Below are 25,375 nucleotides of genomic sequence, written 5' to 3'. Positions count from 1 at the left end.
GTCCCGGGGCTTCCCTAGCACCCCCCACAGACCCTGTGTGTCCAGGAACGGCTTCGCCCAGCCGTCGCTGCGCCATCGCAACGCAACGACGAAAGAGGCCTTTCGTGCAGGACTCCGGGCCCGTCGCGGTCGGTATCGACGTGGGCGGCACCAAGACCCATCTCCGTGCTGTCACGGGGACGGACCGCGTCGCCGATCACGTCCGTACGAGCCGTGGCTGGCGGCCGCACGACCCGGCTGCCGCGACCGCATGGCTGGCCACGCTGGTCGGGGAGGCGCTGCCCGCGCACACCCTCCCGTCCGCCGTGGCCGTCGGTGCTCACGCCTGCGAGACGCCCCGGCAGTGCGAGGGGATACGTCTCGCCCTCCAGGAACGGCTTCAGGTGCCGTGCCTGGTGGTGGGCGACGCCGAGCTACTGGTGCCCGCCGCCTGTTTGGACAGGGGGGTGGGCCTGGTCGCCGGCACCGGTTCGGTGGCCGTCGGCCGGTCCGCCGACGGCACTTCGGTGCAGGTCGGCGGCTGGGGCGCGGTCCTCGGCGACGAGGGCGGTGCCGCCGGCCTGGTCCGTGAGGCGGCCCGTGCCGTATGGGCGGCGCACGACCGGGGCGAGGCGCCCGACCCGCTCGCCGACCGTCTCGTCGCCGCCTTCGGGGTGAGCGAAGTCCCGGCGCTCGGCGGGGCGCTGGAGGCCGCCACGGACGTGTCCGCCGACTGGGGCAGACACGCGCCCGTGGTGTTCGAGGCCGCCGAGGAGGGCTCCGCCCCGGCCCGCCGAGTGATCGCCGAAGGGGGCCGCGCGCTCGCCTCGCTCGTGACGCGGCTCGCCGCCCGTGGCGTCGCCGTGGACGACGTGGTGGTGGCCGGCGGGACGATCCTCTCCCGGCCCGCCCTGTACGCGGCATTCGCCGAAGCGCTCGTGGAGGCTGTACCGTCCGCGCGACCGCAAGTGCTTCAAGTGCCTCCGGTCGAAGGGGCGTTGGCGCTCTCACGTACTCTCCTCCGACCGGTCACCCGCTGACCACCGTCCGGTCGCCGACCGGACATCGACCGGTCACCCGTCAACTCCACGCTCAGCCCGCACCCGATCATCACCTCGCGAAAGGAGCGGCGCTCCATGCCGTCATCTGCCGGGCACCACAGACTCAACCGCCGCGTCTTCCTCAGGAACTCCCTCGGCGTCTCGGCCGGCCTGATCGCCGCTCCGGCTCTCGCTCCCGTCTGGCATGCCTCCGCGGCCGAGAGCAAGGCCGCCACCGCGTTCGCCCCGTTCGTCGACGACTACACCACCAACACCACGGCGAACCTCACCCCCGAGACCAACGCCGTGGTCCGCGCCCTGGGCGGCTTCGCCGAGATCTGGAAGACGGGAAGCGCCTGGAACACCGGCACCCCGCTGCTGCCGGAGATCCTGCGCGCCAACATGCGCTACTGCGCGCGTGTCACCTCCCGGCGCACCGAGGCGCAGGCGCGCCAGGCGTTCATCACCGACCGGCAGCACCAGAGCTACTCGGTGATCACCGGCCTCGGCCCGCTCGCGGAGCTGTACAAGGCGGGCGCCATGGCGGTCACGGCGATCACCTCCGCCCCGGAGGGCACCCCGGCGGGCAAGATCAGCGACTCCGTCCCCGCCGACGCCCCCGCCGGATCCGCGAACGGCGCCGGGTCCACCACCTCCGAGCTCGGGAAGGTGGCCGAGCTCGTCAACACCGTGCGCGGGCCGTTCGCGTCGGGCAACCCCTCCAAGTTCTCGTACCAGTACCCGCGCCCCTGGCGGATGAACGAGAACAGCGAGGTCGCCGACACCGGCAGGACCGACGCGTTCGGGTTTCCGGTGTACGACTCCGACGTGATCGTCGTCCCGCAGCTGCTGCGCCAGCGCGGCGAGAACCCCGCCGAGGACGGCGGTTTCCCCAGCGGCCACACCAACGCCCTCCACCTGGCGGCCCTGGCCTACGCGTACGCCGTCCCGGAGCGCTTCCAGGAGATGGTGACCCGCGCCTTCGAAGCGAGCCACGACCGGATCATCTCGGGCATGCACTCCGCGGTCGACGTCCTCGGCGGCCGGGTCATGGCCACCGCGCTGGCCGCCGCCGCGCTCGCCGACCCGAAGAACGCCGCTCTGAAGGCCGCCGCGCGCAAGCAGGCCGCCGAGTACTTCCAGGCGAAGACGGGCACGACGGCCGACACGCTGTTCGCCTACGCGCACTCGGCGGGGACGGACACCGACCCGTACGCCGACCGCCGGGCCAACGCCCGCCTGGTCGAGCCGAAGCTGACATACGTGCTGACCCGGCGCGGCCCTTCCGAGGACCTGACCGTGCCTAAGGGCGCCGAGGTCCTGCTGGAGACGCGGCTGCCCTACCTCGACGCGGCGCAGCGGCGCGAGGTGCTGCGCACGACCGCGCTGCCGTCCGGGTACGTCCTGCTGGACGGCTGGGAGCAGTGGGGCCGGCTCAACCTGTTCGAGGCGGCGGACGGTTACGGCGCCTTCGACGCGGAGGTCACCGTCACGCTGGACGCCGCGCTCGGCGGCTTCCACGCGGCCGACACCTGGCGCAACGACATCGACGGCCGGGGCGGCCTCGTCAAGCGGGGCGGCGGTTCGCTGACGCTGGCGGGCGCCAACCGGTACACGGGCGGCACCGTCGTGGAGGCCGGTGTCCTCGCGGCGGGCTCGAAGGAGGCGTTCGGCCGCGGTGACGTCCGGGTCGAGGGCGGCACGCTGGCCACGGGCGACCACTCCGTCCGGGTGCGCGGCGGCTATGTCCAGGCCGGCGTGCTCGACGTGACGCTGGACCGGGGCACCGACCCGGCCCTCGTGGTGGACGGGCGCGCGGTCCTGGAGCGGGGCAGCGAGCTGGTGGTCCGCTTCGACGCCGAGCAGGCGCCGCGGTCCGGCAGCACGGTGGCGGTCATCGGGGCGCGGTCCCTGCAGGGCCGGTTCGCCGAGGTCTCCGTGGCCGTCGAGGGCTGGACGGCCGAGCAGGTCTTCACGGCGCACGGTGTGTCGGTGCGGCTGCGGAAGAAGTGACCTTCCTTCTCCGGTAAGGCTGTTGGGGGTGGCGTGAGCCGCCCCCAACACGCGTTCACGGGACCGGTGGCAGGGCCTGCTCGGCCCAGATGGTCTTGCCCGCGCCGCTCGGGCGGCTGCCCCAGCGGTCGGTGAGCTGGGCGACCAGGAGCAGGCCGCGGCCCCCCTCGTCGAAGCTGCGGGCCCGGCGCAGATGGGGGGAGGTGCTGCTGGCGTCGGAGACCTCGCAGATGAGGGTGCGGTCGCGGATCAGGCGCAGCTGGATGGGGGCGCCGCCGTAGCGGATGGCGTTGGTGACGAGTTCGCTGACCACGAGTTCGGTGACGAAGACGGCCTCCTCCAGGCCCCAGCGGGTGAGCTGTTCGGTGGCGAGGTGGCGCGCGTTGGCCACCAGCGCCGGGTCGTCGGAGAGGTTCCAGACGGCCACCTGTTCCGCGTCGAGGGCGCGGGTGCGGGCGAGCAGCAGGGCCACGTCGTCGGCCGGGGTGTCGGGCAGGAGTGACGTCAGCACGGTGTCGCAGGCGCTCTCCAGGCTGCCCACCGGCCCTCCCAGCGCTGCGCAGAGGGCGGCGGTGCCCGTGTCGACGTCACGGTCGCGGGCCTCCACCAGGCCGTCGGTGTAGAGCGCGAGGACCGAGCCCTCGGGCACCTCCAGATCCCTGGCCTCGAACGGGAGTCCGCCGACGCCGAGCATCGGTCCGGCCACCACCTCCACCACATCCACACTGCCGTCGGGCCGCACCATCACGGGCGGCACATGCCCGGCCGAGGCGATCGAGCAGCTGCGGTCCACCGGGTCGTACACCGCGTACAGACAGGTCGCGCCGATCTCCCCGTCTCCCGTGCCGTCACCGGCCGCGAGGTGCTCGACGAGGTCGTCCAGGTGGGTGAGCAACTCGTCGGGCGGCAGGTCGACGTCGGCCAGCGCCCACACGGCCGTGCGCAGCCGGCCCATGGTGACGGAGGCGTGGATGCCGTGGCCCACGACGTCCCCGACGACCAGCGCCACCCGGGTCCCGGACAGCGGGATCACGTCGAACCAGTCGCCGCCCACCCCGGCCTGCGACAGCGCCGGCAGATAGCGGGAGGCGAACTCGACGGCCGCCTGTCCGGCGACCGTCTTCGGCAGCAGGCTGCGCTGGAGCGCCAGCGCCGTAGTCCTTTCCTTCGTGTAGCGGCGGGCGTTGTCGACGCAGACGGCCGCCCGGCTGGCGAGTTCCTCGGCGAGCGACACGTCGTCCTGGTCGAAGGCGTCGGGATGCTCGGGGGTCAGGATGCGCACGAGGACGGCCACGCCGAGGGTCGTACCGCGTGCGACCAGGGGTACGGCCATCAGGGACAGGTCGTGGTCCTCAGCCTCCTGGAGCTTGGTGGAGCGGGCGCCGTGCCGCGCGAACCAGGAGTCGAGGGCGTCGTCGCCGGTGCGGGCGAGCACGGGGGACCCGGTGAACAGGGCCCGGGCGGGCGGCGAGGTGGGCGGGTAGACATCGGCGGAGCCCAGGCCGATCGCCGCCTCCGGGACACCCGGCGTACGGGAGTGATGCGCGGCCCGGCGCAGTTCCACACCGCCGTCCACGGGGCCCATCTCGGGTTCCTCGCCCTGGAGCACGGACTCCAGGAGGTCGACGCTGGCGAAGTCGGCGAGCCGGGGTACGACCAGTTCGGCGAGTTCGCGGGCGGTCTGGACGACGTCGAGTCTGGTGCCGATGGAACCGGCCGCCTCGTTCAGCAGGGCCAGGCGCTGGCGTGCCCAGAACTGCTCGCTGCTGTCGAACGCGGCGAGCGCGGTGCCGATCAGCTCTCCCGAGTGGCCGCGCAGTGGCCACATCTCGGAGGTCCAGGCGTGCATGCGCCGGCCGGAGGGCGAACGGGTCCAGCTCTCGTAGCGGACCGGCTGTCCGGTCTCCACGACCATCTCCAGATGACGCAGGAAGCCCCGGCTGTGCTCGGCGTCCTCCACGGTGTCGAGGAAGTACTGGTGCCGGAACTCCTCCTCGGGCTGTCCCATGACCTGGCACGCCCAGTCGTTCATCCGCAGATACCGCTGCTCGGTGTCGAAGACGGACATGGACATCGAGGCCTGCGCGAAGGCCAGCTCACCCAGCCCCCGCTCGGCCCGGTCCGGTGTCGCGGTGACGGCGAACCTCCGCCCCTCGCCCCGCGCACCCCGCAGCGGGCACATCCGCAGAGCCACCTTCTGCCGCCGCCCGTCCCGGTAGCGCAGGTCCACGACCGTGTCGCCGTGCGTCAGCAGCGTCCGCCACACCGTCGCCGCGTCCCCGTCGACGAGGTCCGCCGCCGGCCGCCCGGTCACGTCCCCGGCGGTGTGCCCGGTGAGTCGCCTGGCCCCCTCGCTCCACCCCGTGACCAGGCCGCGCGCGTCGACCACCGCCATCGCCTCACCGGCCGTGGCAGCCCGCGACGCGCCGGACGCCTTTGTCACCATATGGCCAGGATGGTCCGTTCGAGGCGGGGCAACAACCCGGATGCGCCCGTGGCGCACCGGATGCGCGGCCCCGCCGTGCGACTAGAACTACAGCGCGGTGCGGGATTCGAGGTCCTGGCGGGTGTCGTTGCCGTAGACGCCCGTTTCGTCACCCCGGATGCCGTACCAGAGCTGGAAGCGCGCCACCGCCTCCTTCAGTACGCCGTCGTACCGGCCCGAGGTGGAGCCGTTGTCGTACACGTTCGGGATGCGGAGCAGCCGTTGCTGGAGTTCGGAGACCTCGGGGCCGCTGTCGCCCTCGCGGAGGGTTCCGGGGCCGTCGGGGTCGGTGCCGTCGTTCTGGGCGGGGGCGGAGGTCGCGGGTGCCGACGGGGCGGGTGTCGGGGTGACGGTGCGCGCCTCCTTCTCCGTGCCGCCGCCGGGCAGCAGGAGCGCGGCGCCGAAGCCGAGGAGGGCGGCCGCGCCGACGCCGACGACGACCGCGGCGCGCTTCAGACCGGATCCGCCGCCGGGCGCCGGACGCCGCCGCCGCTCGCCGCTCGGGACCGTGTCGGAGCCGAAGTCCTCGCCGGCCATGACCGGGGGCAGTTCCTCGGTCTCGTACTCCGTCCGTGGCAGGATCCGCTCGGGAGCGGGTTTCGGCTCGGGTGCGGGTGCGGGTGCGGGCCTCGGTGTCGGTGTCGGTGGTACGGCGACGGTCTCGTACTCGTCGTTCGGGGCTGTCGTCCCCTTGTACTGCTCGAACTCGCGCAGCAGCTCGGCCAGGGCCTCGGTCCTGCGTCGGCGCATGACGTAGGTGGGCTCGATCGTGGGACGCTTCGTCGTCCGGCCCGGTTCGGGCGGTTTCGACACGCTGTTCTCCTTCCGTGCACGCGGTCTCCCGCCATCCCCGAGAGGAGATACGGGAAGCCGGGCCGGGAGGTTCAGCTCATCCGGCGGCCACGGGGGCGGCCGGGAGCACGGCGACCACCTCCCAGCCGGGTCCGTCCTCGCGCGGGCGGGCCCGGAGCCGGCCGCCGAGCGCGGTGACCCGTTCGGTGAGGCCGACGAGCCCGAAGCCGCCGCCCCGGGCCGCCTCCGGCAGCCGGGCACCGCCGCGGCCGTCGTCGCGCACCGAGACCTCCAGGTCACCGCGGGCGTAGCGCAGGTCGACGGTGACCTCGGTGGCGTCGGCGGCGTGCCGCCGGACGTTCGTCAGGGCCTCCTGCACCACGCGGAAGGCGGCGGCCTGCACCTCGTGCGGCAGGTCGTCGGGGACGGCGGGGTCGTGGCGCAGCACGGCCGCGTGGCCGTCGACGCCGCCGACACCGTCGAAGCCGCGCACCAGTTCGTCGATGCCCGCCAGATCGCCCACCGGGCGCCGGTCGGCGGTCCCGGTCCCGGCCCCGTCGTCGTCGTCGCGCAGCACACCGACCGTGCGGCGCATCGAGGCCAGCGCCTCGGTCGCGGCCCGCTCGATGCCCGCGAGGACGGGGTCGAGACGGTCGGGTTCGGTGCCGGCCATCATCCGCGCGACCTGGGTCTGCACCAGGATCCCGGTGACATGGTGGGCGACGAAGTCGTGCAGGTCGGCGGCCATGGCGAGGCGTTCCGCCCGGCGGGTCTCGGTGACGATCTGGGTCCGGCGGTGGTCCAGGGTGCGGAGATAGGCCGCGAGGGCTGCCGTGACCCCGCCGAACAGCAGCAGCAGCGCGGTCACGCCGGCGAGGCTGGCGTCCGGTTCGACGGCGTAGTACGGCAGCGGCAGCGCGAGCAGCACGAGACCGTCGAGGAGTCCGCAGGCCAGCGCCCAGCCGGGCGGGCAGGTGCGGACGGCGACGACCAGCAGGCACAGCAGTACGGCCGCCAGGCCCGGGCCGAAGCCGCCCTTCTCCCGGGCCGCGAGCAGGGTCACCACGTTCGCGGCGGCGGCGAGGGCGGGGGCACCCGTGCGCACCTGGGGAGTGAGCCAGGCGGGCCGGCGGCGCTCGGGCCACAGCAGCGCCGCGAGGCCGACCGCCAGCGCGAGCAGGTGCAGCCACAGGAAGGCGACCCCCTCCGCCCCCAGGAGGAGGACGTCGGACCCGCAGGCCAGCAACAGGGCCACGATGCCGCCGACGCGTACGCAGCCCGGCTTGGCGGGGCGCACCGGCCGTCCGGTGGCGCCGCCCGCGGGTTCCTTGGTGTCGAGCACGAGCTTCACGCAGATCACAGTAGGCAGCCCCGGTGGGTCCCGTATCGGCCGTACGGCTGAGGGAGCGCGTCCGGCGACCCGTAAGCCTGGCCGTTCGGCCGAGGCGGGCACTCCCGCCGCCGGGAGAGGTTGGGTGCCGCAACCCCACCCCTTCGCGCCAGGAGCACCTCATGGAACGCAGACCCCTCCTCATCACCGGCGTCGCGCTGGCGGCCGTGGCCGCCGGCGGCGGAGCCCTCACCTACGCGATGAGCGGTACGGAGTCGACCACCGGGCTCGACCGGTACAGCGCCGTGACCGTGGACGGCGAGAAAGGGCTGAGCGGCACCATCGCGGCCGGCCGCATCGCGTCCAAGTACAGCCCGCTGCCCTGGATCGGCGGCGAGACGTCCGACCTGAAGTGCCCCGACCTCAAGGCGGTGGCCGGCACCGAGGTGACGTGCACGGCGAAGGACGGCGACGGCAGGGACCTCTCCATCCCCGTCACCGTCGTCAGGGCCGACGCCTCCAGCGTCACCTGGAAGTTCGAGCGCGCCTAGTCCGACCGGAAAGGACCCGTCACCACCTCATGAGCACCGTCCTGGCCGGCAACGGCCTGATCAAGAAGTACGGCCCCATCACGGCTCTGGCCGGCGTGGACGTGGCGGTCGCCGAGCGCGAGTCCCTCGCCGTCATGGGCCCGTCCGGCTCGGGCAAGTCGACCCTCCTGCACACCCTCGCCGGCATCATCCGGCCCGACGGCGGCCAGGTGCTGCTGCGCGGCGAGCGAGGCGAGAAAGGGGTCCCCCCGGCCGAAGGCCGGGAGCGCATCGACCACTGGGGCGAGAACAAGCTCAGCGCCCTGCGCCGCAGGCGCTTCGGATTCGTCTTCCAGTTCGGCCAGTTGCTGCCCGAACTGCCCGCCGAGGAGAACGTCGCCCTCCCCCTGATGCTGGAGGGCGTGCCCCGCCGCCAGGCCGTGCGACGGGCCCGCCACTGGTTCGCCCCGCTCGGCCTCGCGGGCCTGGAGCAGCGCCGCCCCGGCCAGCTCTCCGGCGGCCAGGCCCAGCGCGTCGCCATCGCCCGCGCCCTCGCCGTGGAACCCGACGTCGTCTTCGCCGACGAGCCCACCGGCGCCCTCGACCAGTCGACCGGCGAGGAGGTCATCCGCCTCCTCACCTCGGTCACCCGCGACCAGGGCGCCTGTCTGGTCATGGTCACCCACGACGCCGGCGTGGCCGCCCACTGCGACCGCGTCCTCCAGATGAGGGACGGCCGGGTGATCGGCCACAGCCGGCACACGGTCGCCTGACACCTGGCATGTGGCCCCGGCCCGCACAGGTGCGCGGGGACCCGCGCGACCGGCCGCGAACGGCCCACACCCGCCCTCCCACCGATCCCACCGAGCTCTCAGGCACCGACCGTTCCCCGGAGACACGCATGCGTTCCCCCGTCCTCCCCTTGACCTGGCACCTGGCCCGCTCCTCCGGACGGCGTGGTCTGCAGAGCCACCTCCTGTCCGTCGGCGCGGCAGCGGCCGGCGCCCTGGTCCTGCTGACGCTCCTCGCCGCCTACCTGGGCTCCGGCGCCCGAGCCGACCGCACGGCCTGGCGCACCCCCGACGCCGTACCGGCCCAGCGGGCCACCGCCGTCCAGACCCTCGGCACGACGTATGTGGGCCACCGCCCCGTCACCGTCGTCTCCCTGGCCCAGCTCCCGAACCGACCGACCACCCCCGCCCCACCCGGCCTGGACCGATTCCCGGCCCCGGGCCGCACCTCCCTCTCCCCCGCCCTGGCGAAGCTGATGCGCGAGCTGCCCGCCGAGCGACTCGCCGACCGCTTCCCCGGCGAGACCGGCTACGGCACGATCGGCGAAGCCGGTCTCGCCGCCCCCGAGGAACTGGTCGCGGTCGTCGGCCGCACCCCCACCGACCCCGCGATCACCCACGCGGCGCGGGGCAGCGCCCTGGACACCCTCGCCGCCCGCGCCGGCGTGGACGGCTTCAGCGGCACCAGGCCGAGCGTGTTCACCTCCTTCGACCAGCAGGCATCGGTGCTCGGCGGCGCACTCCTCGTCGTTCCCGTGGTCGTGCTGGCCTCGGCCGCCGGGCGCCTCGGTGCCGCACGCCGGGAGCAGCGGCTCGCGGCCCTGCGGCTGGCCGGAGCGACCCCGCGGCAGATCCTGGCCATGACCGGCGTCGAGTCGGCGGCGGTGGGGCTGGCCGGCGGCTTCCTGGGCGCCGTCGCCCACATCCTGCTGGTGCCGGTCCTCGCGCGGGTGCCGTACGGCATCGGCACCTGGTACGCCGGACAGCTGTGGGTCGGCCCGACCCGGCTGCTCGCGGTGGTGGCGCTCGTGGCCGTGCTCACCTCGGTCAGTGCCATGACGACGCTGCGCGGGGTGGCCCGCTCGCCGCTGGGCGTGGCCCAGCAGGCCGATCCGCGCCGGACGAAGCTGATCCGGCTGGTGCTGTTCGTCGCCATCGGGCTGTACGTGGCGACGACCGCCCATGGCGGCGGGCTGAGCACAGGTCAGTCGCTCGCGCTGATCGTCCTGGTGTACGGGGCGTTCTGGACCCTCGGTCCCTGGGTCGTCGACATGCTGGGCCGGCTGCTGAGCCGCTTCGCGCGCCGCCCGGCGACGCTGCTGGCCGCGCGCCGGCTCAGTGACGATCCGCGCGGCGCCTGGCGCACGGTCAGCGGTCTGGTCCTCGCGGGGCTCGTCGCCGGGTTCTTCACCGTCGGACAGGTCGGGATCGTCGGCTATGCCTATCCGGGGCAGGTGGCGGTGCGCGCGGATCACGGGAACCCGCGTGAACTCGCCGTACAGGCACGGCGGTTGCTCGACGAGGCCCAGGTGCGCGCGACTGTGCGGACGGCGGACACCGACGCGTGGGACGGGATCCTGAACGGTGACCAGGGCGTCGTGGTCCGGGTGCGCGGCGGCCAGGAGCAGGTGGACACCGCGTCGACCGCGCTGTCCTCCCTCTCCCCCGGGAACCTGCCGTTCACCCAGGACTACGTCAACGCCGAGGGCGACACGACGACCCGGCTCATCGGCGAGATGGGGCTCGCGGTCCTGGCCCTGGGCTTCCTGGTCGCCGCCGCCTCCGCCGGGCTCACCGCGGCGGCCACTGTGCTCGACCGGCGCCGGGTGTACGGGCTGCTGCGGCTGGCCGGTACGCCGCTGAAGGTGCTGGACCGGGCGCGGATGCGGGAGACCGCGCTGCCCCTGGTGGTCCTCGCCGGCGGTACGACGGCGACCGGGGTCTACGCCGCGACGAAGGTCAACGAGATGTTCCACCTGGAGCCGGACGCGTCGGGGGCCGTGCGGCTCGCCCTCTGTGTCGGCCTCGGCGCGGTCACCATGTTCGCGGCGCTCGCCGGGAGCAGGCCGCTGCTGCGGAAGGTGACGGCGGAGCGCGCGCAGGACCCCGACTGACACACCCTCATCGAGCCACCCCGCCTCCTCCCGCCTCCTCCCTCCTTCTTCCTCCTTCTTCCTCCTTCTTCCTCCTTCTTCCTCCTTCTTCCTCAGGCATGATGCGCCCATGAACGACCGCCGCCCGATCCGGGTCCTGATCGCCGACGACCAGGACATGGTCCGCACCGGCTTCCGCTTCTTCCTCGACGCGCAGCCGGACATCACCGTGGTCGCCGAGGCCGCCGACGGCGAGACGGCCGTGCGGCTGGCCCGCGAGGTGCGGCCCGACGTGTGTCTGCTGGACATCCGCATGCCGAGGCTGGACGGCCTGGAGGCGACCCGGCTGCTGGCCGGTCCGGGGGTGGCCGATCCGCTGCGGGTGGTCGTGGTGACCACGTTCGACCTCGACGAGTACGTCTACGGGGCGTTGCGCGGCGGTGCCTGCGGGTTCCTGCTCAAGGACTCCGGGCCGACCCTGCTGGCCGAGGCCGTACGGGCGGCGGCGGTGGGCGACTCCCTGGTGTCGCCGTCGGTGACGGTCCGGCTCCTCAAGCACGTCACGGCGGAGAAGGAGGCCGCCCCCGGCCCCGAGGCCGCGCGCCCCCAGGAGCCGCTGACCGACCGGGAACTCGACGTCGTCCGTCTGGTCGCGCTGGGCCGCACCAACGCCGAGATCGCCGCCGCGATGTTCGTCTCCCTCTCCACGGTCAAGACCCACCTCGGCAGCATCCAGCTGAAGCTCGCCGCCCGGAACCGGGTGGAGATCGCGGCATGGGCGTGGCGAACGGGGCACACGGGCGACCGTTGACGACGGTCCGCCCGGAGTGCCAAGGGACCCGCGTTCCGTTTGTAAGGGTTGGGGTGTTTGCCGGGTGAGCTCCCTCTGTGCCGGTAGCGTGCCCATGTCACTGTTCGAGTGAGCGTGCACCCGGTGCACGAGGGGGGACATCCGACATATGAGAAGCGTGCGCGCACTGCTGGCGCGACTGGCCGTCGCCTTGCTCGCGGGGGCCGGCCTGGTCCTCGCCGGGCCGGGGTCGGCACAGGCCGACACCACGGTCGAGATCCCGGCACCCTCCCAGGGCGGCATCTCGGCCACCGTCGTGTTCCACCGGACCGTCGTGCCCCAGCCCTACAACCCGGACCCCACCGCCTCCTACGGCGACCGCCAGTGCCTGTTGCGGTACCACGAGTACTACGCGACGCCGGGCTGCGGCGGCTTCGCGCTCGGCGTCACCCTGCACAACGTCCGCGACCAGCCCGGCTATCTCGCCGGGCTGAGCAGCGCCGGCGGCTACTTCGGCGCGCACGCGGACACGGCCCGCACCTTCGGCTGTCTGCTGCCCGACGGCACCTTCGACCACAGCACGAGCTTCGTCGTCCGCACGGAACAGCAGCCCTTGTCGCCGGTGTACTACCAGCCGGACAGCAACTGGCTCCTGACCCAGTTCAGGAGCTATCCCGACCAGGACTTCGGCCCGCCCTTCTTCGTCAACTTCCCGCCGGTGGAAGTGAATTGCCCGGAGGGTACGACGGCGACCCAGTACGGCCTGAAGGTCACCGACGTGAAGATCAGCATCGACGACCCGAATGTCTTCGGCAGGACGACCTGGACGACACCGGGGCCGTTCTACGCCTGACGGGCGCTCACTTCGTCAATGTGACGCGGATGCCGATCGTGCCGTCAGCGCCCCGGCGCAGGCGGCTGCCGAGGAGGGTGAGGCGGCCGAGGACGCCGTACTTGCGGGCGATGAGGCGGCGGTAGGCGGCGGAGCCGGACGCGTCGAGGATCTCGGCGCGACCGGGAACCGAGTCGCCAGTGGGGTTTCCGCGCACATCGCAGGGGCCGACGAGGACGTCGGCGCGGTTCCGGATGCGCTTGACCTTCCAGGAGTCCGCGACCGTCCAGATGCCGAGCGCGTCCCCGTCCCGCACCACCCACACCGGTGTCGGGACGGTGGTGCCGTTCTTGCGGTAGGTGGTGATCAGCAGGTACTTGCCCGCGCCGAGCGCGTCGAGCGAGGTGTCGTCGGCCATGGCGGGAGTCTAGGTGTACGGCCGTCGGCGGGGACCGGCGGCCGTGCACACAGGACCGAACGGTGGAGCGGCGTCAGTCGAGCAGCCCGTCGTAGTCGGGCAGCTTGTAGGTGCGCTCGGCGTGGCCGCCGACGAGGTCGGTGGTGTTGTTGCCGACGTTGGCGATGATCGTGTAGCCGTCGGACTCGATGTCCGCGCGCGAGGCGGTCTTGTAGGCGGAGACCTCGGCGAACAGGTCGGGCAGGTCACGCACGTAGAGGCCGTCGACGGGGTAGCCGACGGTCTCCAGGTTCCACTCGGTGACGCTCTCGATGATGCCCGGCCGGGCGGTGACGAAGAAGACGGCGACCCCACGGGACTTGGCGTACTTGGCCAGCGCCAGGGAGGGCTTCAGCGCGGGGGTCGGCAGCTGGTACCAGGGCGTGTAGTGCGACTCCAGCGTCGTGTTGTCGATGTCGAAGACGATGGCGAGCTTCTTCCCCGCGGAGTTCGCGGTGCGCTGCTGTATGTAGGGCGTGGCCGTGTCGACGACGGCCTTCACGTCCGTCTGCCAGGTCGCGTAGTCCACCTCGGCGGCGGCCGCGACCGCGGCCTCGCTCGGCGCCGCGGCGGCCGGAACCGCCGCGGTCATCGACGCACCCAGGCCCAGCACGGCCACCGCGGTGACCGTCGTGATGCGGCGTCCCACACCGCTTGCTGTCATGTTCGTCCCCTTTTTTCTCATGTCAAAGCGGCGAGGTCACTGGAACCTTCGCCGCACTCGTCATGGTCATGCCCATTGATGGCCGAAAGACCACCTCCGAGTTACTGATTGGTAGAGAGGTCTTGACGATCGCTGTCCGGCGCCCGGGAAACCTGGATCGAACCTGAGCCCTGTGAAGATCGCCGAAGTGTCGGCAAAGGCCAACCGGCGGGTCTACATTGCCCGTTGGACGACAACACCTTCACAGAAGATCCAGGAGTTGATGCCGTGACGGACAACCCGGCAGCCTCGGACTTCCCCTCCTCGTCGCTGAGCGGCCGCATCGTCACCACACGGCCGGCGGCGGCGCGGATCTGGAACTACTGGCTGGGCGGCGGGGACTACTACGAGGTCGACCGGCAGGCCGGGGACGAGATACGCCGACTGCATCCGAGCATCGGGGACTACGCCCGCGCGGACCGGCTGTTCCTCGGGCGGGCCGTCCGGCATCTGGTCACCGACGTGGGTATCCGGCAGTTCCTGGACATCGGCACGGGGCTGCCGACGGCGGAGAACACCCACGAGGTGGCGCAGCGGATCGCGCCGGAGTCCCGGATCGTCTACGTCGACAACGACCCGCTGGTCCTGGCGCACGCCCGCGCCCTGCTGACGAGCACGTCCGAGGGGCGTACGGACCACGTCGACGAGGATCTGCGCAACGTCGACTCGATCCTCGAACACGCCGCCAGGACCCTCGACCTGACCCGGCCGGTCGCGGTGATGCTGCTCGGCGTGGTGATCTTCATCGGGGACGACGAGGACCCGTACGGCATCGTGCGCCGGCTCGTCGACGCGCTGCCCGCCGGCAGCCATCTGGTGCTCTCGCACACGATCACCGGTCCGGACCTGCCCGAGGTGGACGCCGCCGTCGAGTGGTGGAACGCGCACGGCACCCCTCGGCTCACCCAGCGCACGCCGGAGGCGGTCGCCCGGTTCTTCGACGGGCTGGACCTGCTGGACCCCGGTGTCGTCTCGTGCTCCCGCTGGCGCCCGGACCTCGCCGACGGGTGCCCCTCCGGGGAACCGGCGGAAGTGGCCATGTACTGCGGAGTGGGAGGCAAGCGCTGATGGCGATCGACTGGGTCCGGCTCCAACTGGACGTCACCGACTTCGACCTGGCACGTTTCCAGCCGTACGTCGACAAGTGCCGTACCTCCGGCGTCCGGCTGACGACCCTCTCCGAGCTCGGAGACACCCCGGAGCACCGCCGGGCGTTGTATGAACTCAACAAGGAGTGCTCGGCGGACATCCCGGGGCGCGGCGCCTTCTTCGAGTACGACGAGTACCACCGGCTCCGCTTCGAGGTGCCCGCCTACGATCCGCGCGGTGTGGTGCTGGCCCTCGACGGCGACAGGTGGATCGGTATGGCGGCCACTTCGGACCGACGGCGGTCCGGGTTCGTGTTCAACGAGATGACCGGGGTACGGGCCGCTCACCGGGGCCGGGGCATCTCGGTGGCCATGAAGACGTTCGGCATCGGGTTCGCCGGCATCTGCGGGGTGAGCACCGTCCGCACGGTCCACCATCCGGCCAACACACGTGCGATCGCCATGAACCGGACGTTGGGATACGTCGACGCGCTCTGGTGAACATGTGCCGACCGCGGCACGTATGGAAGGAGGGCGCTCAAGGACCGGACGCCCTGGCGGTGTTGACACCGTGTCGGACGGGGTTCGGGAGCCAGGTAATGAGGCACGCACGACGACGAGTCGTGAAGCGGGTGGCGCGGCTGACGGCCGCCGGTGGACTGATCTGCGGAGCCCTGATGGTCACCCAGGCGGCGATGGCGACCGAACCCGCCGTCACCCCGCCCGCGACCCGCAGTGCGGTGCTGGCCGCATCGGGCACCGGGAACGGTCTGGTGACCGAGCTCGGCTCCGAGCGCACGGCGGGCACCTGGATAGCCGATGACGGCAGCCCGGTCGTCGCGGTCACCGACGAGAAGGCGGCGGCCGAGGTCAAGCAAGCGGGTGCCCGCCCCAAGATGGTCGAGTACAGCGGCGAGGACCTGAAGTCCGCCACGGAGGCGCTGCGTTCGGCGCCCCGGGTGTCGGGCACCTCCTGGGCCGTCGATCCCGCCTCGAACGAGGTCGTGGTGCGGGCCGACAGCACGGTCTCCAAGAAGGACTGGGCGAGCCTGACCGACCTCGCCGAGGAGATCGGCGGGTCCGTGCGGATGGAGCGCACCGAGGGCACGTACACGATGCGGCTCAACGGCGCCCAGCCCATCTTCGGCACGGGCGGCCGCTGTTCGATCGGCTTCAACGTGACCGACGGCGAGAACGACTTCATGCTGACCGCCGGGCACTGCGGTCCCACCGGTTCCGTCTGGTTCGCGGACAACCAGGGGCAGCAGGAGATCGGCCGGACGACCGAGTCGAACTTCCCCGGCGGTGACTACTCGCTCGTCCAGTACCTCCAGGACGCGCCGAGCAACAAGACCAACGTCGTCTCGGTCGGCGACGGCCGCGGGGTGCGCATCACCTCGGTCGGCGAGGCGGCGGTCGGCCAGCGGGTCTTCCGCAGCGGCAGCACCAGCGGCTTCCGCAACGGCGAGGTGACCGGCCTCGACGCCACGGTCAACTACCCCGAGGGCACGGTCAGCGGCCTCATCGAGACCACGGTCTGCGCCGAGCCGGGCGACAGCGGCGGCCCGATGTTCTCGGAGGGCGTGGCCCTGGGGGTGACCTCGGGCGGCAACGGCGACTGCGACGAGGGCGGTACGACGTTCTTCCAGCCGCTGTCCGACGCCCTCGACGACCTCGGTGTCCAGCTGAACGGCGTGCCCCAGTCCGCCGCCCAGCCGTCCGCCGCGGCGGACGGCTCCGAGGACGAGGACGCCCAGGGCGCCGCCCCCGGCTCGGTCGAACCGGGCTCCGTGGAGCCCGTCGAGTCCATCGGTGTCGCCTCCGACCTCCTCGACCGCCTCGCCGACCCCCGCAACGTCGGCCCGGGCCTTCTGGTCATCGCGGGCAGCATGGTCGCCCTGGCGGCCACCCGCTTCATCCGCACGGAACAGGACAGGCAGGCATACCGCCGCCAGTACTCACAGACCTGGAGCTGAGAGGGACCCATGATCGGGCGCGCCCGCCGGGCGCGCCCACGAAGGGGCGCGGAGAGCCGCGCGAGCGTTCCGCACCGGCCCGGGGTCCACCGGCCCGCAGCCGATACCGATACCGATACCGATAAGGCTACGAGGCGGCGGCCCACTCGAGGACGAGGCGCTCGTACTCGCTCCGCTGCTCCCTGTTCAACGTCCCACCGCTCCGGAACCAGAGCGCCCGGATCTCCTCGTTGACCTCGGCGGCCGTTCTCGTCGGTACTTCCGATCTTTCCAGGACGACATCAGGGGGAGTGGACATGGTGTAAACCATATGTCCTCGAACGTGAAGCCGATGTGAGTAAAGGTGCCACTTCCGACATTACGGACCGTGAAGCTGATCACTCTGCGTTTACGGCTCCACGGTTCCGAGCACGAGGATCTGAATGGCCAGCACGGCCGCCCCGCGCGCCCAGTCATGGAAGTCGGACACCTTCGTCTCCAGCGGGACGGGCGCGGCCAGCGGATGCCGATGAGCCCGGACGGCCGCGTCCACGGCCTCCCCCGCCACTCCCATCAGCCCCACCCCCTCCCCCGCGAGCAGGATCTTCTGCGGCATCACGAAGTTGGCGATCTGGGCCACCAGCGTCCCCAGTGCCCGCCCCGCCTCCCCGACGACCCGCGCACACATCGGCTCCCCCTCGGCCGCACCGGCCAGGATCTCCTCGTACGTCACCTCGCGGCCGGTCGCCGCCTGGACCTGGTACCGGATGCTGGGGATGCTCAACAGCGAGACGGCGCTGCCGCGCTCCCCGTCGGGGGTGAGCGGGCCGGCGGGGTCCACGATCCAGTGGCGGCCGAACCCCCGGTCCTCCTCCGCGTACGCCACCCGCTCGCCGCCCAGGACGAGCCCGTAGCCGACGCCCGCGCCGATGGTGAGGACGACGAACCGGTCGAGGCCGCGCCCCGCGCCGAACCAGGTCTCGGCCTCGACGAGCGCGGCGACGTCGTTCTCGACGATCACCGGCAACCCGGTGCGCTCCTCGACGAGTTCGGCCAGCGGGACGTCACGCCACGACAGGAAGGGTGACTCCCCGACCACCGCGCGGCGCCGGACCAGACCGCCGACCCCGATGCCGATACCGGCGAGGGAGGGGTGCGAGCGCGCGAGCTCGGCGGCCATCTCGGCGAGCAGATCGGCGACCCGCTCCGGCTCGTGCGTGGTGAGCGGGCGGTCGTAACGGGTGACGATCTCGCTCCGGAGCGTGGTGACCACGCCGTACACCATGTCGTCGGTGATCTTGAAGCCGATGAAGGAACGGGACTCGGCGACGATGTCCAGCGGCTGCGAGGGGCGCCCCTGACGGACCTCGGGGAGCGCGGCTCCCTCGGCGGTCTCGATCAGCAGCCCCGACTCGATCAGCGGTTTGGTCAGCCGGGTGAGGCTGCCCGCGGACAGGCCGAGCCGCCGGGCGAGGTCCGTGCGCGAGAGCGGGCCGTGCACCAACACCTCGATCGCCACCGCGCGTTCCCCGGGACTGAGCGGCAGCCAGCTGGCAGCGAGTGCGGTCATAAGGCTCAGACTCCCACACCATGTTTCTTCCGTCACGGAAACAACAAGCTCACTCTAGCCCCATCGACGCTCCCCAAAAAGATGTCCGCACGCCTCTTGACGCCACAATTCTTTCGCGACAAAAGTAAGTGGCCTGAGTCTGAGGCACCGCCGCCGATGAGGGAGCACCGATGACCATCGCCTCCAGCAGTCCACCGTTCCGCAGGCGAGGCGACGGCGTCCTGGCCGCCGTCTTCATCGCCCCGGCGATGCTCGGCTTCCTGGTGTTCCTGCTCTGGCCGACGCTGCGCGGCATCTATCTGAGCTTCACCCGCTTCAACCTGCTCACCCCGGCCGAGTGGGTGGGCCTCGACAACTACGTCCGGATGGTCAACGACCCCATTTTCTGGGACTCGTTGACGGTCACGGTCGAGTACGTGGTTCTCAACATCGGTGTGCAGACGGTCGCCGCGCTCGCCATCGCCGTGCTCCTCCAGCGGCTGACCCAGTCGGCACTGCTGCGCGGCATCGTCCTCACGCCCTATCTGATGTCGAACGTGGTCGCCGGTCTGGTCTGGCTGTGGATCCTCGACACCCAGCTCGGCATCGGCAACGAGATCATCGGCGCCCTCGGTGTGGACCGCGTCCCCTTCCTCGCCGACGAGACCTGGGCCATCCCCACGATCGCCCTGATCAACGTGTGGCGGCACGTCGGCTACACCGCGCTGCTCCTCTTCGCCGGGCTCCAGGCGATACCGAACGACGTGTACGAGGCGGCCCGGGTGGACGGCGCGAGCGAGTGGCGGATGTTCTGGCGGGTCACCATGCCCCTGCTGCGTCCGGTGCTGGCGGTGGTGCTGATCATGACGGTGATCGGCTCGTTCCAGGTGTTCGACACCGTGGCGGTGACCACGGCGGGCGGTCCCGCGAACGCCACGAACGTCCTGCAGTTCTACATCTACGGCTCCGCCTTCGGCCGCTTCCAGTTCGGCTACGCCTCGGCGATGTCCGTCGCCCTGCTGGTCGTGCTCAGCGCGATCACCGTCCTGCAGTACCGGCTCACCAGGGCCGGCCAGAGCGACCTCGGCTGACGGAAGGGAGACACCGACATGGCTGCCGTGACGACCACTTCGACGCCACCGGCTTCGACACCGACACCGACTCCGGCCGTTCGGCCGGTGAGGCGCGGGTTCTCCGTCGGGCGGGCCGCCGCCTGGACCGTGATGGGTCTGATCGTGCTCATCACCCTGCTGCCGTTCTACTGGATCCTGCGCACCGCGCTCTCCTCCAACGCCGGGCTCAACGCGGACCCCGCGAACCCGCTGCCCGTCGATCTCACCGGCAGCGGCTTCGAACGGGCCCTCGGTCTGCAGTCCGCCGAGGAGGCGATCGCACAGGGCGGGGCCGGCGGCGGGCTGGACTTCTGGCGGTATCTGCTCAACTCGGTGATCGTGTCGACGCTGATCACCGGCTGTCAGATCTTCTTCTCCGCGATGGCCGCGTACGCCTTCGCACGGCTGCGCTGGCGGGGCCGGGACCAGGTGTTCGGGCTGTTCCTGGCCGGGCTGATGGTGCCGACCATCTTCACCCTGCTGCCGAACTTCGTGCTCATCAAGCAACTGCACCTGGTGGACTCGCTGCTCGGCATCGCGCTGCCCAGCCTCTTCATGACGCCGTTCGCGGTCTTCTTCCTCCGGCAGTTCTTCATGAACATCCCCCACGAGGTCGAGGAGGCGGCGCTGCTCGACGGGGCCGGGAAGGTAAGGATCTTCTTCCGGGTGATCCTGCCGATGGCGTCCACCCCCATCCTCACCCTCTCCGTGCTGACGTACATCACCTCCTGGAACGACTACTTCTGGCCGCTGATGGTCAGTTACAGCGACGGCTCCCGGGTGCTGACGGTGGCGCTGGCGATCTTCCGGGCACAGACCCCGGCGACCGGCGTGGACTGGTCGGGGCTCACGGCGGCGACGCTGATCGCCGCGCTGCCGATGCTGGTGCTCTTCGCCGCTTCCGCCCGCCGCATCGTCAGCTCCATCGGCTTCACCGGGATCAAGTGAGGAAACTCTGATGCGACTTCGTACGCTGACCGCATGGGCCGGAGCGCTGACGCTGTCCCTGGTCACCGGCTGCGCCCAGGGCGACGGCACCGGGGCCTCCTCGAACACGGTGACGTACTGGCTGTGGGACGCCAACCAACTGCCCGCCTACCAGGCCTGCGCGAAGGGGTTCGAGCAGGAGAACCCCGGACTGAAGGTGAAGATCACCCAGTTGGGGTGGAGCGACTACTGGACCAAGCTCACCGCCGGGTTCATCGCGGGCACCCAGCCGGACGTGTTCACCGACCACATCCAGAAGTTCGGCCAGTTCGCCGATCTGCGGGTACTCGAACCGCTCGACGACCTGGGCATCGAGGACTCCGACTACCAGCCGGGGCTCGCCGCCAACTGGATCGGCCAGGACGGGCACCGCTACGGCGCCCCGAAGGACTGGGACACCGTCGCGCTCTTCTACGACAAGGAGAGGGTGAAGGAGGCCGGTCTGAGCGCCGACGAACTCAACGACCTCTCCTGGAACCCGGAGGACGGCGGCAGCTTCGAGAAGGCCATCGCCCATCTCACCGTCGACGGCAGAGGCAGGCGGGGCGACGAGCCCGGCTTCGACAAGCACGACGTCAAGGTGTACGGCCTGGCCAGCAACGGCGGCGGGTACGCCGACGGGCAGACCCAGTGGAGCCCCTTCACCGGCTCGGCCGGGTGGAGCTACACGGACAAGGCGCGCTGGGGCACGCAGTACCAGTACGACAGCGAGACCTTCCAGTCCGTGGTCAAGTGGTACTTCGGGCTGGCGGAGAAGGGTTACATGGTTCCCTTCGCCGACTACAACGTCCAGTCCAACCAGGCCAACACCCAGATCGCCGCGGGCAAGGCCGCCGTCACCTTCGACGGCGCCTGGATGATCTCCACCTACGACGGCTTCAAGGGCAGGGACATCGGCACGGCCGTCACCCCGGCCGGCCCCACCGGCGAGCGCGCCACCATGATGAACGGCCTCGCCGACTCCATCACCAAGGCCTCCGAGAACAAGCCGGGCGCCCGGAAGTGGGTGGCGTATCTGGCCTCCGACGCCTGCCAGACCGTCGTGGGCCGGTACGGGGTCGTCTTCCCGGCCACCCCGGCCGGCACCGAGGCCGCCGTCGCCGCGTACGAGAAGAAGGGCCTCGACGTCTCGGCCTTCACCGAACCGGTGGCCGACAAGGAGAACTTCCGGACCTTCTCCTACCCGATCACCAACTACGCCGCGGACGTCACCGCGCTCATGCAGCCCGCGATGGAGGACATCTACGGCAACGGCGCTCCGGTGAGCGGCCTCGACGACACCAACGACCAGATCAACCTCATTCTCGACCAGTGACCGCGGCCGGACCCCGACCCGTCACTCGACCCGTCACTCGACCAGCGAAGGACATTCCCTCCATGACGTTCTCCCTCGGCATCGTCGGCGCCGGCCAGTTCTCCGGCCAGTTCGCCACGCTGTTCCAGGCCCACCCAGGCGTCGGCGACGTCTATGTCACGGACCTGCTGCCCGAGCGGGCCGAAGAACTCGCGGCCGCCCAGGGGCTGGCCGGCACCTTCCCGTCGTACGAGGCGATGCTGGAGTCGCCGGCGGTCGACGCGGTCGCGATCTTCACCCAGCGATGGACCCACGGGCCGCTGGTGCTCCAGGGCCTGGGCGCCGGCAAGCACGTGTACTCCGCGGTCCCCATGGCGATCACCGCCGACGAGATAGCGGCGATCATCGACGCGGTCAGGGCGACCGGGCTGACGTACATGATGGGTGAGACCAGCCAGTACAACCCGGCGACCGTGCACGCCCGCAACCAGATCGCCAAGGGCGCGTTCGGGCGGATCTTCTACGCCGAGGGCGACTACGTCCACGACATGGACCTCGGGTTCTACGAGGCCTACCAGTACAGCGGCGGCGAGAACTGGAAGCAGACCGCCAGCTATCCCCCGCTGCTGTATCCGACGCACTCGGTGGGCGGGGTGCTGGGCGCCTGGCAGACGCACGCGGTGAGCGTGTCGGCGATCGGGGTCGTGGACGGGCGCGGGGACGGCGTGTTCGACAAGGACGTCAGCCAGTTCGGCAACGACTTCTCCAACGCGACCGCGCTCTTCGAGGTCGCGGGCGGCGGTTCGTTCCGTACGAACGAGTTCCGGCGGGTCGGCTACCCCTCGCAGATCCGGGAGTCGCGTTTCCGGTTCTTCGGCACGGACGCCAGCATGGAACAGCTCGCCACCGTGGCGTTCTGGCAGGACAAGAAGGGGGTCGAGGACATCAGCGAACTCCTTGAGCCCAAGCCCACCCTGTCCCCGGACGATCCCTCGCTCCAGCACATCGCGCCGGATCTGCGGGCCGCCTTCACCTCCGGGTCGGCGCCGGTGCACGACCGGTCGCGGCTGCCGCGGGAGTTCGACGAGCTGCACAACGGGCACGAGGGCAGCCACCACTTCCTGGTGGACGACTTCGTGACCGCCGTCAACACCCGGACGCTGCCGTCGGTGAACGCCTGGGTGGCGGCCCGCTACACCCTGCCGGGCATCGTCGCGCACGAGTCGGCGCGGCAGGGTGGGGTGCGGCTGGAGATCCCGGACTTCGGGGACGCGCCCGAGGCGTGACGTTTCACCGTCGTCGCCGGGCCGGGCTCCCGACCGCCTGTCAGGTGCCCGGCTTGCGGCCGTACACGTAGACGTCGTCGCCCTTCTTCAGCAGCGACCAGTACTTCTTGGCGTCGGTCCTGGTCATGTTGACGCAGCCGTGGGAGCCGGGCGGGTTCCACATGCTGACGCCGACGGAGTGGAAGGCCTGGCCGCCGTCGAAGAACTGGCTGTAGGGCATCGGCACGTGGTAGATCGACGAGACGTGGTCGATGTTCCGCCAGTAGATCTGCTTCAGTCCGGTGCGGGTCTCGTAGCCGTCGCGGCCGGTGCGGACCGGCACGGGCCCGTAGACGAGCTTCTTGCCGTCCTGGATCCAGGTCAGCTGGAGGGTCAGGTTCACACAGGCGATGCGGCCCTTGTTGGTCGGGCACTTGCCGGCCTTGTTGGGGTTCTTGCCGACGGCCTTCTGCTTGTTCATCAGGTCCATCACGCCCCAGGTGACGGATCCCGCGTAGCCGATGTTCGGCGTGATGCCGTGCTTGGTCTGGAAGGCCCTGATGGCCTTGCAGTCGGCGGTGGACTGCTTGCCGTCGACCGGCCGGCCGAGGAACTTCTCCACCTGCTTCTGGTACGGCCCCGTCGACGTCGTACAACTCGCCGCCTGCGCGGGCGCGGTGCCCCACGCGAGCGTGAGCGGTGTCAGCAGTCCGGTGATGGTGAGTGCGACTGCGCCTCTTCTGCCTATGTCCCCCATGGCGGGCCTTCCCTTTCGCGCGCTCCGCTGGTCCTGCCTGCCTAGACAGCCGATAGGGGGACAACGGTTGTGGGAAAGCTCGCGTCGAGACGAAACAGTTACACAGCCGGGAATTCGGATATAGAGTTCTCCCCATGAGCAACAGCGATTCCATATCTCGTGTGGCCCTCAAGAAAATCACCCCCGATGTGTCCGGAGCGATGGGCTCCCTGCACGGCGCCGCCGTTTCCGCGGCCCGGGACGCGAAGGTCGAGCCCGAGATCCTCGAACTGATCAGAATTCGCGCCTCGCAGATCAACGGCTGCGCGTTCTGTCTGGACATGCACACCAAGGACGCCCGCGCGCAGGGCGAGACCGAGCAGCGGATCTACGCGCTCAGCGCCTGGCGCGAGACCCCCTTCTTCACCGCCCGCGAGCGCGCCGCCCTGGCGTTGACCGAGGCCGTGACCCTGGTCCACGACGGCCACGTGCCCGACGACGTCTACGCGGCGGCCGCCGAGGTGTTCGACGAGGAGCAGGTCGCGGCGCTGATCTGGGCGGCCACCGTGATCAACGCGTACAACCGGATCGCCATCGCGACCCGGATGGTCCCAGGCGCCTATCAGCCCGTCCAGAAGTAGTCCGGAACTCCCAGAGCCGCCTTCTCCGGTAATTCAAGAACGACTTTTGGCGCCGGGCCGAAATCCTTTCGGCCCGGCGCTTCTGCGCGCCCTTGTATCATGGTGAATTCAGTGGTCCGGCAGTGGCTCCATGAGCCCGTCCAGCCATTTCCGCCATTCCGGGGCGTGGACGGCCGGACCCGCGCTCATCGGGCGGCCGGTCCAGGCGACGACCGGGCGGATGCCGTGGAGGGCGTTGATCAGCCACACCTCGCGGCCGTCCAGCTCCGCGAGGGAGCGTTCGCGATGGGCCACCCGGACGCCGGTGCGGGCGGCCCGCTCCTGGACGAGCGCCATGGTCACTCCGGCGAGGAGGGGCAGGCGGGGCGGTGGCAGGCAGAGGGTGTCGTCCTCCCACCACAACAGGCTGGAGTTGGCGGCCTCCAGCACCAGGCCGGAGGGCGCGATGAGCACGGCCTCGTCGGCGTCGGCGCCGGACGCCCGTCTGCGTACGCGGGCCAGGGCGTCCAGGTCCGGCCCCTTGCGACGGGGAACGGTACGCGGATCGGGCTGGCCGGCCGCCCACACCCGGACCTCGGCCGTGCGGGGCGGCGCGGGGCGCAGCAGGAGCCTCAGCTCCAGTGACCCGGAGGCGAGTTCGACCCGGGGGAACCACTCTCCCGTGCGCGGCAGGGCGCGGGTCATGTCCTGCCAGAAGTCGACGACCTGTGCCAGGGGTGGTGCGCCGCACTCGCCGCAGGACCGCAGGAACCGTTCGCGGTGCCGGTCGAAACCGCGCACCCGTCCCTCGCGCAGCAGCCACGAGTCCGCGACGAGGAGGCGTCCGCCCTGTGCCTGGCCGGGGACGAGGCCGTGTTCGGGTGACCAGGTCAGCAGACCTTCCGCGATGGCGGGTTGTGTCACTCGGTGCTCC

24 protein-coding genes are annotated in these 25,375 nt (G+C 71.2%); 15 read left to right on the top strand and 9 right to left on the bottom strand.

The features are described from left to right. Positions 1–104 precede the first annotated feature (104 nt). Together OG272_RS44480 and OG272_RS44475 are read left to right on the top strand one after the other, a co-directional pair. Positions 105–1,019 carry a BadF/BadG/BcrA/BcrD ATPase family protein gene (locus OG272_RS44480; protein WP_405895886.1) on the top strand — a complete coding sequence of 305 codons (915 nt, stop codon included), beginning with the start codon at positions 105–107 and terminating at the stop codon, positions 1,017–1,019. 96 nt (positions 1,020–1,115) lie between these two features. Continuing rightward, positions 1,116–3,032 (top strand): phosphatase PAP2 family protein, encoded by a 1,917-nt coding sequence (locus tag OG272_RS44475; protein WP_405895885.1) that lies wholly within the window; start codon positions 1,116–1,118, stop codon positions 3,030–3,032. 55 nt (positions 3,033–3,087) lie between these two features. Here the strand turns inward: OG272_RS44475 and OG272_RS44470 are convergent, their stop codons facing one another. From OG272_RS44470 to OG272_RS44460, 3 genes are all read right to left on the bottom strand, one after another. Then, positions 3,088–5,478, bottom strand: coding sequence for a SpoIIE family protein phosphatase (locus tag OG272_RS44470; RefSeq protein WP_326574046.1), 2,391 nt, complete (start codon positions 5,476–5,478; stop codon positions 3,088–3,090). Positions 5,479–5,565: 87 nt separating this feature from the next. Then, the gene (locus OG272_RS44465) at positions 5,566–6,330 is read right to left on the bottom strand and encodes a peptidoglycan-binding domain-containing protein (protein WP_327726433.1); all 765 of its coding nucleotides are present in this window, start codon (positions 6,328–6,330) and stop codon (positions 5,566–5,568) included. A 76-nt stretch (positions 6,331–6,406) separates the two neighbouring features. Next, positions 6,407–7,660, bottom strand: a complete 1,254-nt coding sequence (locus OG272_RS44460) for a sensor histidine kinase (RefSeq protein WP_405895884.1) — start codon at positions 7,658–7,660, stop codon at positions 6,407–6,409. 161 nt (positions 7,661–7,821) lie between these two features. On the opposite strand from OG272_RS44460, the gene OG272_RS44455 reads away from it, so the two are divergent. From OG272_RS44455 to OG272_RS44435, 5 genes are all read left to right on the top strand, one after another. Beyond that, positions 7,822–8,190 carry a hypothetical protein gene (locus OG272_RS44455; protein ID WP_326574052.1) on the top strand — a complete coding sequence of 123 codons (369 nt, stop codon included), beginning with the start codon at positions 7,822–7,824 and terminating at the stop codon, positions 8,188–8,190. Between the two features lie 29 nt (positions 8,191–8,219). Next, positions 8,220–8,942 carry an ABC transporter ATP-binding protein gene (locus OG272_RS44450; RefSeq protein WP_327726435.1) on the top strand — a complete coding sequence of 241 codons (723 nt, stop codon included), beginning with the start codon at positions 8,220–8,222 and terminating at the stop codon, positions 8,940–8,942. 128 nt (positions 8,943–9,070) lie between these two features. Continuing rightward, positions 9,071–11,074 carry an FtsX-like permease family protein gene (locus OG272_RS44445; protein WP_405895883.1) on the top strand — a complete coding sequence of 668 codons (2,004 nt, stop codon included), beginning with the start codon at positions 9,071–9,073 and terminating at the stop codon, positions 11,072–11,074. Positions 11,075–11,183: 109 nt separating this feature from the next. Next, positions 11,184–11,864 carry a response regulator transcription factor gene (locus OG272_RS44440; protein ID WP_327726437.1) on the top strand — a complete coding sequence of 227 codons (681 nt, stop codon included), beginning with the start codon at positions 11,184–11,186 and terminating at the stop codon, positions 11,862–11,864. 148 nt (positions 11,865–12,012) lie between these two features. Further along, positions 12,013–12,696 carry a hypothetical protein gene (locus tag OG272_RS44435; protein ID WP_327726438.1) on the top strand — a complete coding sequence of 228 codons (684 nt, stop codon included), beginning with the start codon at positions 12,013–12,015 and terminating at the stop codon, positions 12,694–12,696. Between the two features lie 7 nt (positions 12,697–12,703). Here the strand turns inward: OG272_RS44435 and OG272_RS44430 are convergent, their stop codons facing one another. Together OG272_RS44430 and OG272_RS44425 are read right to left on the bottom strand one after the other, a co-directional pair. Further along, positions 12,704–13,093 (bottom strand): PPOX class F420-dependent oxidoreductase, encoded by a 390-nt coding sequence (locus OG272_RS44430; RefSeq protein ID WP_405895882.1) that lies wholly within the window; start codon positions 13,091–13,093, stop codon positions 12,704–12,706. A gap of 73 nt (positions 13,094–13,166) precedes the next feature. Then, positions 13,167–13,796: an HAD family acid phosphatase gene (locus tag OG272_RS44425; RefSeq protein ID WP_327726439.1), complete on the bottom strand. Its 630-nt coding sequence runs from the start codon at positions 13,794–13,796 to the stop codon at positions 13,167–13,169. 267 nt (positions 13,797–14,063) lie between these two features. On the opposite strand from OG272_RS44425, the gene OG272_RS44420 reads away from it, so the two are divergent. The 3 genes from OG272_RS44420 to OG272_RS44410 all read left to right on the top strand — a co-directional run bounded on the left by OG272_RS44420 (position 14,064) and on the right by OG272_RS44410 (position 16,899). Beyond that, positions 14,064–14,903 carry an SAM-dependent methyltransferase gene (locus tag OG272_RS44420; RefSeq protein ID WP_327726440.1) on the top strand — a complete coding sequence of 280 codons (840 nt, stop codon included), beginning with the start codon at positions 14,064–14,066 and terminating at the stop codon, positions 14,901–14,903. Continuing rightward, on the top strand, positions 14,903–15,424 hold the full coding sequence (locus OG272_RS44415) for a GNAT family N-acetyltransferase (protein ID WP_327726441.1): 522 nt from the start codon (positions 14,903–14,905) through the stop codon (positions 15,422–15,424). Before OG272_RS44420 ends, OG272_RS44415 begins: the two co-directional genes overlap by 1 nt. 98 nt (positions 15,425–15,522) lie before the next feature. Continuing rightward, entirely contained in the window at positions 15,523–16,899 is a 1,377-nt protein-coding gene (locus OG272_RS44410) for a S1 family peptidase (RefSeq protein ID WP_405895881.1), read from the top strand. Positions 16,900–17,026: 127 nt separating this feature from the next. On the opposite strand, the gene OG272_RS44405 is transcribed toward OG272_RS44410, so the two are convergent. Continuing rightward, entirely contained in the window at positions 17,027–17,209 is a 183-nt protein-coding gene (locus tag OG272_RS44405; RefSeq protein ID WP_326574069.1) for a hypothetical protein, read from the bottom strand. Between the two features lie 78 nt (positions 17,210–17,287). Further along, positions 17,288–18,448 carry an ROK family protein gene (locus OG272_RS44400; RefSeq protein ID WP_405895880.1) on the bottom strand — a complete coding sequence of 387 codons (1,161 nt, stop codon included), beginning with the start codon at positions 18,446–18,448 and terminating at the stop codon, positions 17,288–17,290. A gap of 170 nt (positions 18,449–18,618) precedes the next feature. Here OG272_RS44400 and OG272_RS44395 point away from each other — a divergent pair, with 170 nt between their 5' ends. From OG272_RS44395 to OG272_RS44380, 4 genes are all read left to right on the top strand, one after another. Further along, complete coding sequence (locus OG272_RS44395; protein WP_327726443.1) at positions 18,619–19,518, top strand: sugar ABC transporter permease; 900 nt, start codon at positions 18,619–18,621, stop codon at positions 19,516–19,518. An 18-nt stretch (positions 19,519–19,536) separates the two neighbouring features. Beyond that, positions 19,537–20,487, top strand: coding sequence for a carbohydrate ABC transporter permease (locus tag OG272_RS44390; RefSeq protein ID WP_327726444.1), 951 nt, complete (start codon positions 19,537–19,539; stop codon positions 20,485–20,487). A 10-nt stretch (positions 20,488–20,497) separates the two neighbouring features. Beyond that, positions 20,498–21,841 (top strand): sugar ABC transporter substrate-binding protein, encoded by a 1,344-nt coding sequence (locus OG272_RS44385; protein ID WP_328224556.1) that lies wholly within the window; start codon positions 20,498–20,500, stop codon positions 21,839–21,841. 62 nt (positions 21,842–21,903) lie between these two features. Then, a complete protein-coding gene (locus OG272_RS44380) occupies positions 21,904–23,106 on the top strand; it encodes a Gfo/Idh/MocA family oxidoreductase (RefSeq protein WP_327726446.1) in 1,203 nt (400 codons plus the stop codon). A gap of 40 nt (positions 23,107–23,146) precedes the next feature. On the opposite strand, the gene OG272_RS44375 is transcribed toward OG272_RS44380, so the two are convergent. After that, entirely contained in the window at positions 23,147–23,842 is a 696-nt protein-coding gene (locus tag OG272_RS44375; protein WP_326574078.1) for a L,D-transpeptidase family protein, read from the bottom strand. A gap of 134 nt (positions 23,843–23,976) precedes the next feature. On the opposite strand from OG272_RS44375, the gene OG272_RS44370 reads away from it, so the two are divergent. Then, a complete protein-coding gene (locus OG272_RS44370; RefSeq protein ID WP_327726447.1) occupies positions 23,977–24,462 on the top strand; it encodes a carboxymuconolactone decarboxylase family protein in 486 nt (161 codons plus the stop codon). Between the two features lie 108 nt (positions 24,463–24,570). Here OG272_RS44370 and OG272_RS44365 read toward each other — a convergent pair whose 3' ends face one another. Then, on the bottom strand, positions 24,571–25,365 hold the full coding sequence (locus OG272_RS44365; protein WP_327726448.1) for an aminotransferase class IV: 795 nt from the start codon (positions 25,363–25,365) through the stop codon (positions 24,571–24,573). Between the last annotated feature and the right edge of the window lie 10 nt (positions 25,366–25,375).

The sequence above is a fragment of the Streptomyces sp. NBC_00104 genome (assembly GCF_045160825.1).
GTDB lineage: Bacteria > Actinomycetota > Actinomycetes > Streptomycetales > Streptomycetaceae > Streptomyces.
The sequence above is the reverse complement of the archived record's forward strand: the minus strand, read 5'-3'. Positions and strand labels throughout refer to the sequence as shown.